Annotated in this window: 12 protein-coding genes; 9 read left to right on the top strand and 3 right to left on the bottom strand. The window is 63.5% G+C overall.

Features of this window, described 5'->3' with window-relative positions:
- The first annotated feature begins 72 nt into the window (after positions 1–72).
- From HHL08_RS07700 to HHL08_RS07685, 4 genes are read left to right on the top strand one after another with little or no spacing between them, the layout of a single operon-like run.
- On the top strand, positions 73–1,581 hold the full coding sequence (locus tag HHL08_RS07700; RefSeq protein WP_235954977.1) for a peptide MFS transporter: 1,509 nt from the start codon (positions 73–75) through the stop codon (positions 1,579–1,581).
- On the top strand, positions 1,578–2,975 hold the full coding sequence (locus tag HHL08_RS07695; protein ID WP_169572060.1) for an amidohydrolase: 1,398 nt from the start codon (positions 1,578–1,580) through the stop codon (positions 2,973–2,975). Before HHL08_RS07700 ends, HHL08_RS07695 begins: the two co-directional genes overlap by 4 nt.
- Before the next feature lie 59 nt (positions 2,976–3,034).
- Positions 3,035–4,390, top strand: coding sequence for an amidohydrolase family protein (locus tag HHL08_RS07690; protein WP_169572294.1), 1,356 nt, complete (start codon positions 3,035–3,037; stop codon positions 4,388–4,390).
- A 14-nt stretch (positions 4,391–4,404) separates the two neighbouring features.
- Positions 4,405–5,109 carry a hypothetical protein gene (locus tag HHL08_RS07685; protein WP_169572058.1) on the top strand — a complete coding sequence of 235 codons (705 nt, stop codon included), beginning with the start codon at positions 4,405–4,407 and terminating at the stop codon, positions 5,107–5,109.
- Between the two features lie 2 nt (positions 5,110–5,111).
- Here the strand turns inward: HHL08_RS07685 and HHL08_RS07680 are convergent, their stop codons facing one another.
- A complete protein-coding gene (locus HHL08_RS07680; RefSeq protein WP_408021760.1) occupies positions 5,112–5,582 on the bottom strand; it encodes an SH3 domain-containing protein in 471 nt (156 codons plus the stop codon).
- A gap of 19 nt (positions 5,583–5,601) precedes the next feature.
- A complete protein-coding gene (locus HHL08_RS25910; protein WP_268932689.1) occupies positions 5,602–5,724 on the bottom strand; it encodes a hypothetical protein in 123 nt (40 codons plus the stop codon).
- Between HHL08_RS25910 and HHL08_RS07675 the strand changes: the two genes are divergently transcribed.
- Positions 5,723–6,721, top strand: a complete 999-nt coding sequence (locus HHL08_RS07675; RefSeq protein ID WP_169572054.1) for a 2-hydroxyacid dehydrogenase — start codon at positions 5,723–5,725, stop codon at positions 6,719–6,721. The genes HHL08_RS25910 and HHL08_RS07675 overlap by 2 nt on opposite strands.
- Before the next feature lie 4 nt (positions 6,722–6,725).
- Here the strand turns inward: HHL08_RS07675 and HHL08_RS07670 are convergent, their stop codons facing one another.
- Positions 6,726–7,175: a ferritin-like domain-containing protein gene (locus HHL08_RS07670; protein ID WP_169572052.1), complete on the bottom strand. Its 450-nt coding sequence runs from the start codon at positions 7,173–7,175 to the stop codon at positions 6,726–6,728.
- Between the two features lie 175 nt (positions 7,176–7,350).
- On the opposite strand from HHL08_RS07670, the gene HHL08_RS07665 reads away from it, so the two are divergent.
- The 4 genes from HHL08_RS07665 (at position 7,351) to HHL08_RS07650 (ending at position 12,539) form a co-directional block, all read left to right on the top strand.
- Positions 7,351–7,536 carry a DUF1328 domain-containing protein gene (locus HHL08_RS07665; RefSeq protein ID WP_169572051.1) on the top strand — a complete coding sequence of 62 codons (186 nt, stop codon included), beginning with the start codon at positions 7,351–7,353 and terminating at the stop codon, positions 7,534–7,536.
- A 4-nt stretch (positions 7,537–7,540) separates the two neighbouring features.
- Positions 7,541–7,744, top strand: coding sequence for a DUF5818 domain-containing protein (locus HHL08_RS07660; protein ID WP_169572048.1), 204 nt, complete (start codon positions 7,541–7,543; stop codon positions 7,742–7,744).
- 54 nt (positions 7,745–7,798) lie between these two features.
- Positions 7,799–9,556, top strand: coding sequence for a DUF885 domain-containing protein (locus HHL08_RS07655; protein ID WP_169572047.1), 1,758 nt, complete (start codon positions 7,799–7,801; stop codon positions 9,554–9,556).
- Between the two features lie 217 nt (positions 9,557–9,773).
- Positions 9,774–12,539, top strand: a complete 2,766-nt coding sequence (locus HHL08_RS07650; RefSeq protein WP_169572045.1) for a bifunctional aconitate hydratase 2/2-methylisocitrate dehydratase — start codon at positions 9,774–9,776, stop codon at positions 12,537–12,539.
- The last annotated feature ends 359 nt before the right edge of the window (positions 12,540–12,898 follow it).

The following is a 12,898-nucleotide window of genomic DNA, read 5'->3' as shown; positions in this document are numbered from 1 at the left end:
GCACCATAAGCGGCCGCCGATCGGCAGGCCGGACACAAGATATGCAAAGGGTGCCGAATGGCGATTTCGGACATGAATTCGGTCGAGGCGGGCAAGACCTGGCTCGGCCATCCGCGCGGGCTGTATCTGCTTTTTTTCGCGGAAATGTGGGAGCGTTTCTCCTATTACGGGATGCGCGCCATCCTAATCTTTTACCTCACCAAACATTTCCTCTTCGGCGAGGACAAGGCGTATCTGCTCTACGGTGCCTACACGTCGCTGGTCTATATCACGCCGGTCATCGGCGGCTATCTGGCCGACCGATTCCTGGGACCGCGCAAGGCGGTGCTGGTAGGCGGCGTGTTCATCGCGATCGGTCATTTCCTGATCGCCATCACCGAGGGGCCGGGCGGGCAAGACCCGCTGTTTCTCAACGGCTTCTATTTTGCGCTGGCCAGTATCATCGTGGGGACGGGCTTCCTCAAGGCCAATATCTCCGTGCTGGTGGGGGAACTCTATGCCCGTGACGACCATCGCCGTGATCCGGCCTTCTCCATCTTTTACATGGGCATCAACATGGGCGGGATGCTCGGCCCGATCGTCTGCGGCCTGCTGGGCGAACTATGGGGCTGGAGTTGGGGCTTCGGCGCGGCGGGTGTCGGGATGCTCGCGGGGCTGGTTATGTTCGTGTGGCTGAAACCCTGGCTGCTGGGCAAGGGCGAACCGCCCGCGCCGCAGCAGCTTCGCCAGCGGACCGCGACCGGACTCAGCCAGGAATGGACGATCTATCTGGCCGCCGCGCTCGGCGTCGCCGCCATCTGGCTGGTCATCCGTTACGCGGAGCTGCTGGGCTATGCGCTGCTCGCCTTCTCTGCGCTGACGGTCGTCTATATCCTGTGGCGCACGGTCGGCACGCTGGGGAAGATCGACCGCGACCGGATGTTCGCCGCGCTGTTCCTGATCGCATTGAACCCGCTCTTCTGGGGCCTGTTCGAACAGACGGGGTCGTCGCTCAACATCTTCACCGACCGCAACGTCGACCGCAACATGCTCGGCTGGGATGTGCCTGCCTCGCTGTTCCAGTCGGTCAATTCGGTTTTCATTATCCTGCTCGCGCCGCTCTTCGCGGTGCTGTGGACTTTCCTCGACAAACGTCGTCTGGAGCCGTCCTCGCCCGCCAAGTTCGGCATCGGCCTGGTGCTATGCGGGGCGGGCTTCCTGGTGCTGGTCGCGGGTGCCGCGATGGCCGGCGAAAATCTGACCCCGGTCCTCTTCGTCTTCCTGATCTACCTGCTCCACACCATGGCGGAACTCTGCTTCTCGCCGGTCGGTCTGTCGGCCATGACGCGCCTGTCGGTGTCGTCGATGGTCGGCCTGGTCATGGGCACCTGGTTCCTCGCCATGGCCGCGGGCAATTTCATCGCGGGCCTCATCGCCCGCGCCACCGGCAGCGGGGAGGCGGGCGACGTGACCCAAGTGCTGGACGTCTATAGCCGCATCGGCTGGTTCGCGATCGTTGTGGGCGGGCTGGTGCTGCTGGTTTCGCCCTATATCAAACGATTAATGCATCTCGATCTGATCGGCGCGGAGGAAAAAGCATGAAGGCCTATGGACGCACGCTGCTGATCGCGGCGCTGCTGGCGGGGGTCGCCGGACCCGCCGCCGCGCGCAAGGACAAGGAGGACGCGCCGCCCGCGCAAGGGGCATCGGCCGAACCTGATAATCCCTATCCCTCCACCTACAAACCCTATCCCGGCCGTCCCACGGCGATCCGGGGCGCGACCATCTTCGACGGGGAGGGCGGCCGCATCGACAATGGCGTGGTGTTCCTGTCGGATGGCAAGGTGACGGCGATCGGCGGCCCGGACACGCCGATCCCCGCCGATATCGCGGTGTTCGACGGTACGGGCAAATATGTCACCCCCGGCGTCATCGACATTCACAGCCATCTGGGCGACTATCCATCCCCTGGCGTGGAGGCCAATAGCGATGGCAATGAGGCGACCGCGCCGGTCACCGCCCATGTGTGGGCGGAACATAGCATCTGGCCGCAGGATGCGGGCTTTTCCCGTGCCCTCGCCAATGGCGGCGTGACCTCGCTGCAAATCCTCCCTGGCTCGGCCAACCTGTTCGGCGGGCGCAGCGTGACGCTGAAGAACGTGCCCGCACGCACCATGCAGGGGATGAAATTCCCCGGCGCGCCGCAAGGCCTCAAAATGGCGTGCGGCGAAAATCCCAAGCGCGTCTATGGCAGCAAGGGGCGCGAGCCTGCCACTCGCATGGGCAATATGGCGGTCAACCGCCAGACCTGGATCAAGGCGCGCGAGTATCAGAAGAAGCGCGCCGCCGGAAAGGACCAGACCCGCGACCTCGGCATGGAGACGCTGGCCGACGTGCTGGAAGGCAAGATCATGGTCCACAACCATTGCTATCGCGCGGACGAGATGGCCAATGTCATCGATATGAGCAAGGAGTTCGGGTACAAGGTCGCCGCCTTCCACCATGCGGTCGAGGCGTACAAGATCGCCGACTTGCTGCGCGACAATGGCATATGCGCGGCGCTGTGGGGCGACTGGTATGGCTTCAAGATGGAGGCCTATGACGGCATCAAGGAGAATCTGCCCCTGGTCCACCGCGCCGGGGCCTGCGCCATCGTCCATAGCGACGATCAGGACGGTATCCAGCGGCTGAACCAGGAAGCGGCCAAGGCGCTGGGCGCGGGGCGGCGCATGGGGATCGACATATCGGATGAGGTCGCCTGGACCTGGCTCGCTATCAATCCCGCGCGGGCCATGGGTATTGCGGAGCAGACCGGCAGCCTGAAGGTCGGCAAGATGGCCGATGTGGTGCTATGGAACGGCAATCCGTTCAGCACCTATACCCGGCCCGAAAAAGTGTGGATCGACGGCGCGCTGCTGTACGACAGCGCCAATCCCAAGCTGCGGCCGGTGGTCGATTTCGAACTGGGCCAGATCGGCGCGGGAGACGTGAAATGAGGTATCCCACCAACAAAACGCCGTTCGCCCTGTTCCAACGAGCCGCCTGTCTCGTTCGAATGTCGAAGGGCTTTCCTTCTTACTTATTGAAAAGACAGAAGGGGGCTTCGACAGGCTCAGCCCGAACGGTCTTGGGGGCCATTTTGCTCGCCACCACAACCACAGCCTTCGCCCAATCCATCGTCATCACCGGCGCAACGCTGGCCATCGGCGACGGATCGGAGCCGATCAAAAACGGCACCGTGGTCATCAGCGCGGGTAAGGTCGTGGCGGCCGGCGCGGGCGTGGCCGTTCCGGCGGGCGTCAAGACCATCGACGCGGGCGGCAAATGGGTGACGCCGGGCATCATGTCGGGCTTCTCCCGCGTGGGGCTGGCCGAGGTGCCGGCGGTCAAGGAAACCAACGACACCAGCGCGCGATCGCCTTTCTCCGCGGCGATCGACGTTGCGCCGGTCATCAATCCGCTGGCCAACCCGATCGCGATCAGCCGCACCGCGGGCATCACCCGCGCCGTCGTCGCGCCCGCCACCGGCACGAACATCTTCGCGGGCCAGGGCGCAGTGGTCGATCTGGGCGCGGACATGAGTCCGATCACCAAGGCCCGCGCCTTCCAATATGTCGAGATGGGCGAAGCGGGCGTGCAGGAAGCGGGCGGCAGCCGCGCGGCGATGATCCTGACCTTCAAGATGATGCTCCGCGAAGCCCAGGATTACGCCAAAGCCCCCGCCAGCTATGACGGCCGATCCAGGGACGCGCTGCTCAACCGCGTCGATGCGGAGGCTTTGGTCCCGGTCGTCAGCGGCGCTATGCCGCTGATGGTCCATGCCGAAAGCGCGCGCGACATATTGGCGGTGCTGGCGCTGCGGCAGGATTTCCCGGCGTTGAAGCTGATCCTGGCCGGGGCGACCGAAGGTTGGATGGTCGCGGCGCAGATCGCTGCGGCCAAGGTGCCGGTCATCACAGCGGGTCTGGAAGACCTGCCGTCGTCCTTCGAGAAACTGGCCGCGACCCAGAGCAATGTCGGCCGCCTCGTGAAGGCGGGCGTGTCCGTCTCCATGGGGATGCTCACCGGTGACGATGCGCTGCAATTGCGGGCGGCGACGCAACAGGCGGGCAATATGGTGGCGCTGCTGAAGGTGCCCGGCGCCACCGGCCTTAGCTGGGGGCAGGCGCTGCGCACCATCACATCGGCCCCGGCCGAAGCGATGGGGCTGGGCGACCGGATCGGGTCGCTGAAGGCCGGCAAGGCGGGCGACGTGGTGATCTGGGACGGCGATCCGCTGGAAATGACATCCGCCCCGGTCGCGGTCTGGATCGACGGCGTGCAGCAACCGCTCGAAAACCGCCAGACCAAGCTGCGTGACCGCTATGCGACGCCGACCGAGGGCGCGTTGCCCAAGGCCTATGAATGGTGATGGTGGAGGGGGCTTTGGCCCCCTTTTTCCTGCCCGCGGGGGCGTGGATCGGCATGGACGTCGCCTGTTTAACCGAATTGTCAGGAATAGCCGCCGATAAGGGCGACATGCGCCATCCTATCATCGCGATCATGCTCATCCTGACGGCGTCGCCGCTGGCCGCGGCCGATATTCCGATGGTGGCGATCGGATTGCCCTTCGCACCCGAAACGCCGCGGCCTGTGGCGGCGAGCCATCCGCTGCATCACCGGATCGAGACGGGTGAGATTGCAGGGTTGCCGCCCACGATCAAAAGCTCCGCGCTCAACTGGATCGCGGCGGCCAAGCGGTCGAGCGTCAATACGGCGCTGCGCGAGAGTTTCGAGCGGATGAATATGCTCGCCCCCGATGCGGCGTCCGGTCGTGCGCGGCTGATGGTGCAATGGAAAGGGAGCGATACGCCATTCCGCATCGCCACTAAGAACGAGGCTAGCGTGACGATGCATTACCAACTGGTGCGTATCGACAACGGCCAGACGATCTTCGACCGGGAGATTACGACGTCGGCGCAGGGTGGAGGCGTGGATGCCGGGATGCGGGACAATGGCATCGTTCGTGCGGCGATCGCGGCGAATTTCGCGTCAGCCGCCAATTGCATCGATCGCGCTGCTTTAGGGACGGCACCGGCCGATTGCGCGCTGGTGCCAAGATTTTCCGTGTCGGTCGAACGACGCCGATAAGGTCAGCCGCCGGTCGCGCCCCAGACGTCGCTGGCCTTCACATAGCCGCGCTGGCCCTTGGCGTCGAAATTGCACCAGCCGCCCGAACAGTCGCCCAGCCGCCCGACCACACCGCGTTCCGCCCGGTACAGGGCCCGCGATCCGTCGCGCGGCGATTCGCGCAGCGGCGCGACCTCTGACCGGACGATCGCTGTCGGCGTGTCGCTGAGCAGGCGGACATGCATCCAGCCCCGCGCGCCATCGGGGTCTTCCACCTTGCGCCACAGGCCCAGCACCTGAACCACCTTCACCGGCAGGTCGCGGCGGCGGTATATCCAGTTGGACGGGTAATCCAGGCTCGGCCCGACGCGCATCCGCGCCTCATCCTGCGACAGCGACGCCCAATAGGGGACCGGCTTGCTCGGCCCGGCCAGCGCCGTGCCCGCCGTCGTCAAGGACGCGACCACGCCAGCGGCCAGCAAAAGACGCTTCATTCCAGACCTAAATTCCATGTCACCCATGGCTTTCCCATACGCCCGCACGGCCCGCCCCGACAAGCGTTGATGTCGCCGATTGCGCTGCCAGTCGCCATATCCGCTTGACCGGCGGCGCGGGCGGGCATAGCGGCTTGGTCATGGCCAGAAAACCGCGTCCCGCAAAGCCGCGCGTCATCGTCACGCGCCGCCTGCCCCCCAATGTGGAGGCGCGCATGGCCGAATTGTTCGATGCCAGCTTCAATATCGGCGATGTCGCGATGAACCGCACCGACCTTGCCCGCGCCATGGCCCAGTGCGACGTGCTGGTGCCGTGTATTAGTGACCAGATCGACGCCGGGCTGCTGGCGTCCGCGCCGGAACGGCTGCAACTGATCGCCAGCTTCGGCAGCGGGGTCGATCATATCGACCTGTCGGCTGCGCGGGCGAAGGGGATCATCGTCACCAATACGCCCGGCGTCCTGACCGAGGACACGGCCGACATGACGATGGCGCTGATCCTGTCGGTGCCGCGCCGCCTGGCCGAGGGGGAAAAGCTGGTCCGTACCGGCGAATGGCGCGGCTGGAGCCCTTCGGGGATGCTGGGCCACCGCATCGGCGGCAAGAAGCTGGGCATCATCGGCATGGGGCGGATCGGTCGCGCCGTCGCGCGCCGCGCCCGCGCCTTTGGCCTGTCGATCGCCTATCATAATCGCCATCGCCTGCCCTTTGAAGTGGAGCAGGAGCTGGAGGCGGAATGGCATGGCGACCTGGACGCGCTGCTGAAAGGTAGCGATATCGTGTCGATCCATTGCCCGCTGAACGCCGACAGCCGCGGAGTGATCGACGCGCGGCGGATCGGGCTGATGCCGCCGCACGCCTATCTGATCAACACGTCGCGCGCGGAAATTACCGACGAACAGACGCTGATCGCGGCGCTGGACGAAGGGCGGATCGCCGGTGCAGGCTTTGACGTTTATACCCATGAGCCGGCGGTCGATCCGCGGCTGCTGGCGCTGGCCAACGTCGTGCTGCTGCCGCATATGGGTTCTGCAACCTTCGAGGGGCGCGATGCGACCGGCGCGCGGGTGATCGCCAACATCCGCACCTGGGTCGATGGCCATCGACCGCCGAACCAGGTGCTGGAAGGCTGGGTCTGATCGCTTAGGCGGTGGCGAGTTGGTCCTTCAACCCGTTCACGACGATATGGCCATGCGCGACGGATTCATGGGCGCGGCGCACTACATCCTGCGTTTCGGCGTCTATCGCTTCGTCCTTGAGCACGCGCTCAAACTCTTCGCGCAGATAATCCTCGCCGCGGTCGATGGCCTGGATCACGGCCTTGTCGCCGCCACCCAGCGCCACGAAGATATCCTCCATCCGGCGGTGGACGGTGCCCGCCACAGAGCCGAACTCGTTGGGCTTGCCGCCCAGCGCCCAGCTGCGCGCCTGCAACAGCTCGACCGCCTTGGCGCGTTCGGCCGCCAGATCGCGGAACAGACTCTGGAACGCCTCCGACTTTACCTTGTCGGCGCTATGTTCATAGCCTTTCACGCTATCGATCAGGGTCGTGATCAGGTCGTCCAGCTTGCTGATGGCATGATTGTTCGACATCGCCTTCTCCTTTGATGCGGCGAGGGAAGAACGGCCGATCAGGCGCGATTGTTCATTCAACTGTCTGAGAATGAACCTTAATCCTGCGTTATCCATAGTTGCGAGCTGGCGGAACAAGCGCCGTCGCCGTCTGTTGATGCTGGCATAGACCGGACACGAAACGAAAGGACTTCCCATGCTCAAGCTCGCCCTCATCTCCCTCGTCATTGCGGCCGTGTTGGCGCTGCTCGGCTTCGGCGGCGCGGCCGGCACGTTCGTCGGCATCGCCAAGATCCTGTTCTTCATCGCGATCGCGGTGTTCGTCCTGTTTCTCGTGCTTGGACTATTGGCTGGCAAGGGTATCAAGGACGCGATAGACTGACGCGATGACCGAGATTGGCGCTGGCGTGAATGAAACCGGCAGGTTGCTGCGCGACGAAGCCGGCTTCCTGCTCCAGCGCGATCTGGGCGGCAGCTACCGCCTCGTCCTGTTGCGCGTACCCGTCGATCATGTCGAAAAGCGGGTGCGCGTGCAGGGCTTCTATGCCGGGGACGGTATTGTCGAGGCGGAGGGCGTGGCTGCGGCCTGAACGCTGGCGCTCCCCCCTTGCCAAATATGTCCGGACGCGCGAACCATTGCGTCCATGCGTAAGATTCTATCCCTGATGCTCTCCGTTGCCGCGCCCATATTGGCGCAGGCGCAAACGCCCCATGATGAACTCGCCAAGGTCATGGATGACCATTGGGCCTGGTATCTGTCCACCCATCCGGTCGACGCGACCGCGCGCGGCGTGCGCGATTATGACGACCGTATCTATGATATCTCGCTCGGCGCGCGGGATGCGCAGATCAAGGTGGAGCGAGGATTCGTCGCCCGCTTGCAGGCGCTGTCCGCCGATGCGCTGGACCCCGCGGACCGGGTCAATCGCGACGTTTTGTTGTGGATGCTGCGCGACGATATTGATGGCGACGCGCATCCGGCGGAACGGCTGATGCTGTTTACCACCTATTATGGCTGGCATCAGGGCTTTTCGGGCATGGCCGACGGGTTGCCCTTCTATAATCGCGCTGATTATGACAGTTACCTCAAGCGGTTGGCGCTTTACCCCCAGCAGAATGGCGATGCGTTGGCCATCACGCGGCAGGCGATCAAGGGCGGTTATGTCCAGCCCTGTTCCGTGCTGCAAAATTATGCGGGAACGATCAGCGGCATCGTTGCGGGCAAGCCGGAGGAGACGCGCTTCTACGAACCGTTCACGCGCGCCAGACCGCGTGATATCAGCGAGGGCGACTGGCGCGCGATGCAGGCGAAGGCTGTGATTCTGATCCGTGACGTGCTGACGCCGGAATATCGCAAATGGCATGATCTGTTCGTGGCGGACTATCTGCCCCATTGCCGCAAGAGCGACAGCGCATCGTCTCTGCCTGGCGGGGCGGCCTGGTATGCCAGCCGGGTCAAGGCGCATACCACTACCGACCTGACGCCCGATCAGATTCATACCATCGGGCTGGAGGAGGTCGCCCGCATCGGCAAGCGGATGGACGCCATATCGGCCAAGGCCGGCTATCCCAGCCGCGCGGCCTATATCGCGCATCTGCGTACCGATCCGTCCTATTATGCCAAGACGCCAGAGGAATTGCTGCGCGTTGCGGCGCGGCAGGCCAAGGCGATCGACGGCCTGCTGCCGCGCTATTTCGGCACGCTGCCGCGATTGCCTTATGGATTGAAAGCGATTCCAGCGGCCGAGGCTGAGGGGACGACGACGGCCTATTATATGCCCGGCGCGCCGGAGAGCGGGATATCGGGCACCTATTTCGTAAACACGTCCAAGCTGGACCAGCGGCCCTATTGGGAGCTGCCCGCGCTGACCGCGCATGAAGCGGTGCCGGGCCACCATAATCAGATTGCCCTGCAACAGGAATTGCCGCTGCCGCCGTTCCGCAAATATCTGGCGGGCTTCACCGCCTATGTGGAGGGCTGGGCGCTCTATACCGAATATCTGGGCGAGGAGATGGGGCTGTACGACACGCCCGAAAAAATGATGGGGCGCTTGTCCTATGAGATGTGGCGCGCCTGCCGCCTGGTGGTGGACACCGGCATCCATGCCAAGGGATGGGACAAGGGCAGGGCGGTCGCCTTCATGAAGACCAACAGCGCGCTGAGCGACGCGAATATCGATGCTGAGGTAAACCGCTATATCAGTTGGCCGGGCCAGGCGCTGGGCTACAAGCTGGGCGAGATCAGGATTCGGGCGTTGCGGGCAAAGGCGGAGGCGGCGTTGGGGTCGAAATTCGATCTGCGGCGATTCCATGACGCGGTGCTGGCGCAAGGGGCGGTGCCGCTCACCGTGCTGGACAGCCAGATGGACAGTTGGATCGCGGCGGAGAAGGCCAGGGGATAGCCGTCCTACTTAAGTCCATTCTTTACTCAGAGTATTAGCAAAAGCCGCAGTTTCTGGCCGATTGGTGTAGATGGCAGCGTCAATTTGCTGCGCCGCCGCGACTTGCCAATCGGCGTCTCTTGCCGTACCGGAACCGCGTCAGCTCCCAGACCGGGCATAAAGATCGGCAAGTGGCGCTGCGCGTCGAGTCCGTACACTTTATGACGTTGGGAACGAGATGAGCATTTACCTGGATTATCTGGCCGAAATCGACAGCCGACAGACTCAGGGACTCGCGCCCAAGCCGATCGACGATGGTGCACTGGTCGCCGAGATCATCACCCTGATCCGGGATGCGGGCAGCGAACATCGCGCCGACGCGCTGAAATTCTTCATCTACAACACGCTGCCGGGCACCACGAGCGCAGCGGTCGTCAAGGCGGCGTTCCTCAAGCAGATCATCCAGGGTGAGGCGATCGTCCCTGAAATCCCGGTGGCCTTCGCGTTCGAACTGCTTAGCCATATGAAGGGTGGTCCCTCGATCGCCGTGCTGCTGGACATCGCGCTGGGCGATGACGCAACACTCGCGACCCAGGCGGGCGACGTCCTCAAGACCCAATTCTTCCTCTACGACGCCGACATGTTCCGCCTGCGCGATGCCCATGCGGCGGGCAACGCGGTGGCGACGGGCGTGCTGGAAAGCTACGCCAAGGCGGAGTTCTTCACCAAGCTTCCCGATGTCGAGGACGAGATCAAGGTCGTGACCTTCATCGCGGGCGAGGGCGATATATCGACCGACCTGCTGTCGCCGGGCAACCAGGCGCATTCGCGTTCCGACCGCGAACTGCATGGCCTGTGCATGATGACGCCGCAAGCGCAGCAGGAAATCGTGGCGCTCAAGGCGCAGCATCCCGACAAGCGCGTGATGCTGGTTGCCGAAAAGGGCACGATGGGCGTGGGTAGCTCGCGCATGTCGGGCGTCAACAATGTGGCGTTGTGGACCGGCAAACAGTCCAGCCCCTATGTCCCCTTCGTCAACTATGCGCCCGTTGTTGGCGGCACCAACGGGATCTCGCCGATCTTCGCGACCACCGTGGACGTGACCGGCGGCATCGGCATCAACCTGAAAAACTGGGTGAAGATGACCGGCCCGGATGGCAAGGCCATCCTGAACAATGACGGTAATCCGGTACTGGAGGAGAAATTCTCGGTCGAAACCGGCACGGTGCTGAAGATCGACGTCAAGAACAAGAAGCTGACCGACGAGGCCGGCAACGAACTGGTCGACGTCGCCGCCGCCTTCACGCCGCAGAAGATGGAATTCATGAAGGCGGGCAGCAGCTACGCTATCGTGTTCGGCAAGAAGCTTCAGACCTTTGCCGCCGAAACGCTGGGCGTGGAAGCGCCGCTGGTGTTCGCGCCGAACAAGGAAATCACCGTCGAGGGCCAGGGCCTGACCGCGGTGGAGAAGATCTTCAACCGCAATGCCGTCGGCGTCGCGCCGGGCAAGGTGTTGCACGCAGGGTCCGACGTGCGCGTCACGGTGAACATCGTGGGGTCGCAGGACACCACGGGCCTGATGACCGCGCAGGAACTGGAAGCGATGGCGGCCACCGTCATTTCGCCGCTGGTCGATGGCGCCTATCAATCGGGCTGTCATACGGCGTCGGTGTGGGATAAGAAGGCGCAGGCCAACATCCCCAAGCTCATGTCCTTCATGAACAATTTCGGCCTCATCACCGCGCGCGACCCCAAGGGCCGCTATCATGCGATGACGGACGTGATCCATAAGGTGCTGAACGACATCACCGTGGACGATTGGGCGATCATCATCGGCGGCGACAGCCACACGCGCATGTCGAAGGGCGTTGCCTTCGGCGCGGACTCCGGCACGGTCGCACTGGCGCTGGCGACCGGCGAGGCGACCATGCCGATCCCGCAGTCGGTGAAGGTCACCTTCAAGGGCAAGATGCTACCCTATATGGACTTCCGCGACGTCGTCCACGCGACCCAGGCACAGATGCTGGCCCAGTTCGGCGGCGAAAATGTGTTCCAGGGCCGGATCATCGAAGTGCATATCGGGACGTTGCTGGCCGACCAGGCCTTCACCTTCACCGACTGGACGGCCGAGATGAAGGCCAAGGCGTCGATCTGCATTTCGGAGAATGAGACGCTGATCCAGTCGCTGGAAATCGCCAAGTCGCGTATTCAGATCATGATCGACAAGGGCATGGAGAACGCCGCCGGCACGCTCAAGGGCCTGATCGGCAAGGCGGATGCGCGCATCGGCGAAATTCGTTCGGGCGTAAAGCCCGCGCTGGTGCCTGATCCCAATGCGCAATATTTCGCCGAAGTCGTGGTCGACCTGGACCTGATCGACGAACCGATGATCGCCGATCCAGACGTTAACAATGCCGACGTGTCCAAGCGCTACACCCACGACACCATTCGCCCGGTTTCCTATTATGGCGGCACCAAGAAGGTCGATCTGGGCTTCATCGGATCGTGCATGGTCCATAAGGGCGACATGAAGATCCTGGCGCAGATGCTCAAAAATGTCGAAGCCACGCAGGGCAAGGTCGAGTTCAAGGCGCCCCTGGTCGTCGCACCGCCGACCTATAATATCGTCGATGAGCTGAAGGCCGAAGGCGACTGGGACGTACTCAGGAAATATGCCGGGTTCGAGTTTGACGACGTAGCGCCCAAGGGCGCGGCCCGCACCAGTTACGAGAATATGCTGTATCTGGAACGTCCGGGCTGCAACCTGTGCATGGGCAATCAGGAAAAAGCCGCCAAGGGCGACACCGTCATGGCCACTTCGACCCGCTTGTTCCAGGGCCGTGTCGTGGAGGATACGGCCGAGAAGAAGGGTGAATCGCTGTTGGCGTCGACCCCGGTCGTGGTGCTGTCGACCATATTGGGCCGCACGCCGAACATGGACGAGTATAAGAGCGCGGTTGTGGGCATCGACCTGACCAAGTTCGCGCCGCCTGTGGCCCACTGACCCCCGGGCTTGCCGCGCCTTTTCTAAAAAAGATGCCGCCGCTACGCTCTCCCTGTGGGGGGAATGTGGCGGCGGCATTGCCGTTTATGACGGTCCTACGGGCCTGCAAATTTACTGTGATCCGTTCGCTTGGAGCGGAGTCGAGAAGCGGATAGCACAACGTCCGCGTTTCTCGACTGCGCTCGAAACGAACGGTCGGTATCGTCTGCCTGGAGCCGTGTCAGGAAACGCGGTCAATCCACCTGCGATGTTGCGATGCGGCAAGTGGCAGCGGGGTTTCGCATCGGGCGCATTCCGCCACCATCCGACCCACGATCCACTGGTTGCCGCCGCAATCGGGGCAATGCGTTGCTTGTCCC

This window comes from Sphingobium psychrophilum (assembly GCF_012927105.1).
Taxonomy (GTDB): domain Bacteria; phylum Pseudomonadota; class Alphaproteobacteria; order Sphingomonadales; family Sphingomonadaceae; genus Sphingobium; species Sphingobium psychrophilum.
Note: the sequence above shows the minus strand (reverse complement) of the source record. Positions and strands in the feature narration are given on the sequence as shown.

Excerpts from the sequence above, each read along its gene's own strand:
- HHL08_RS07680 (WP_408021760.1), bottom strand. The coding sequence starts at position 5,582 with ATGAAGCGTCTTTTGCTGGCCGCTGGCGTGGTCGCGTCCTTGACGACG.
- HHL08_RS07670 (WP_169572052.1), bottom strand. The coding sequence starts at position 7,175 with ATGTCGAACAATCATGCCATCAGCAAGCTGGACGACCTGATCACGACC.
- HHL08_RS25910 (WP_268932689.1), bottom strand. The coding sequence starts at position 5,724 with ATGACCAAGCCGCTATGCCCGCCCGCGCCGCCGGTCAAGCGGATATGG.
- HHL08_RS07650 (WP_169572045.1), top strand. The coding sequence starts at position 9,774 with ATGAGCATTTACCTGGATTATCTGGCCGAAATCGACAGCCGACAGACT.
- HHL08_RS07660 (WP_169572048.1), top strand. The coding sequence starts at position 7,541 with ATGACCGAGATTGGCGCTGGCGTGAATGAAACCGGCAGGTTGCTGCGC.
- HHL08_RS07675 (WP_169572054.1), top strand. The coding sequence starts at position 5,723 with ATGGCCAGAAAACCGCGTCCCGCAAAGCCGCGCGTCATCGTCACGCGC.
- HHL08_RS07695 (WP_169572060.1), top strand. The coding sequence starts at position 1,578 with ATGAAGGCCTATGGACGCACGCTGCTGATCGCGGCGCTGCTGGCGGGG.
- HHL08_RS07665 (WP_169572051.1), top strand. The coding sequence starts at position 7,351 with ATGCTCAAGCTCGCCCTCATCTCCCTCGTCATTGCGGCCGTGTTGGCG.
- HHL08_RS07700 (WP_235954977.1), top strand. The coding sequence starts at position 73 with ATGAATTCGGTCGAGGCGGGCAAGACCTGGCTCGGCCATCCGCGCGGG.
- HHL08_RS07690 (WP_169572294.1), top strand. The coding sequence starts at position 3,035 with ATGTCGAAGGGCTTTCCTTCTTACTTATTGAAAAGACAGAAGGGGGCT.
- HHL08_RS07655 (WP_169572047.1), top strand. The coding sequence starts at position 7,799 with ATGCGTAAGATTCTATCCCTGATGCTCTCCGTTGCCGCGCCCATATTG.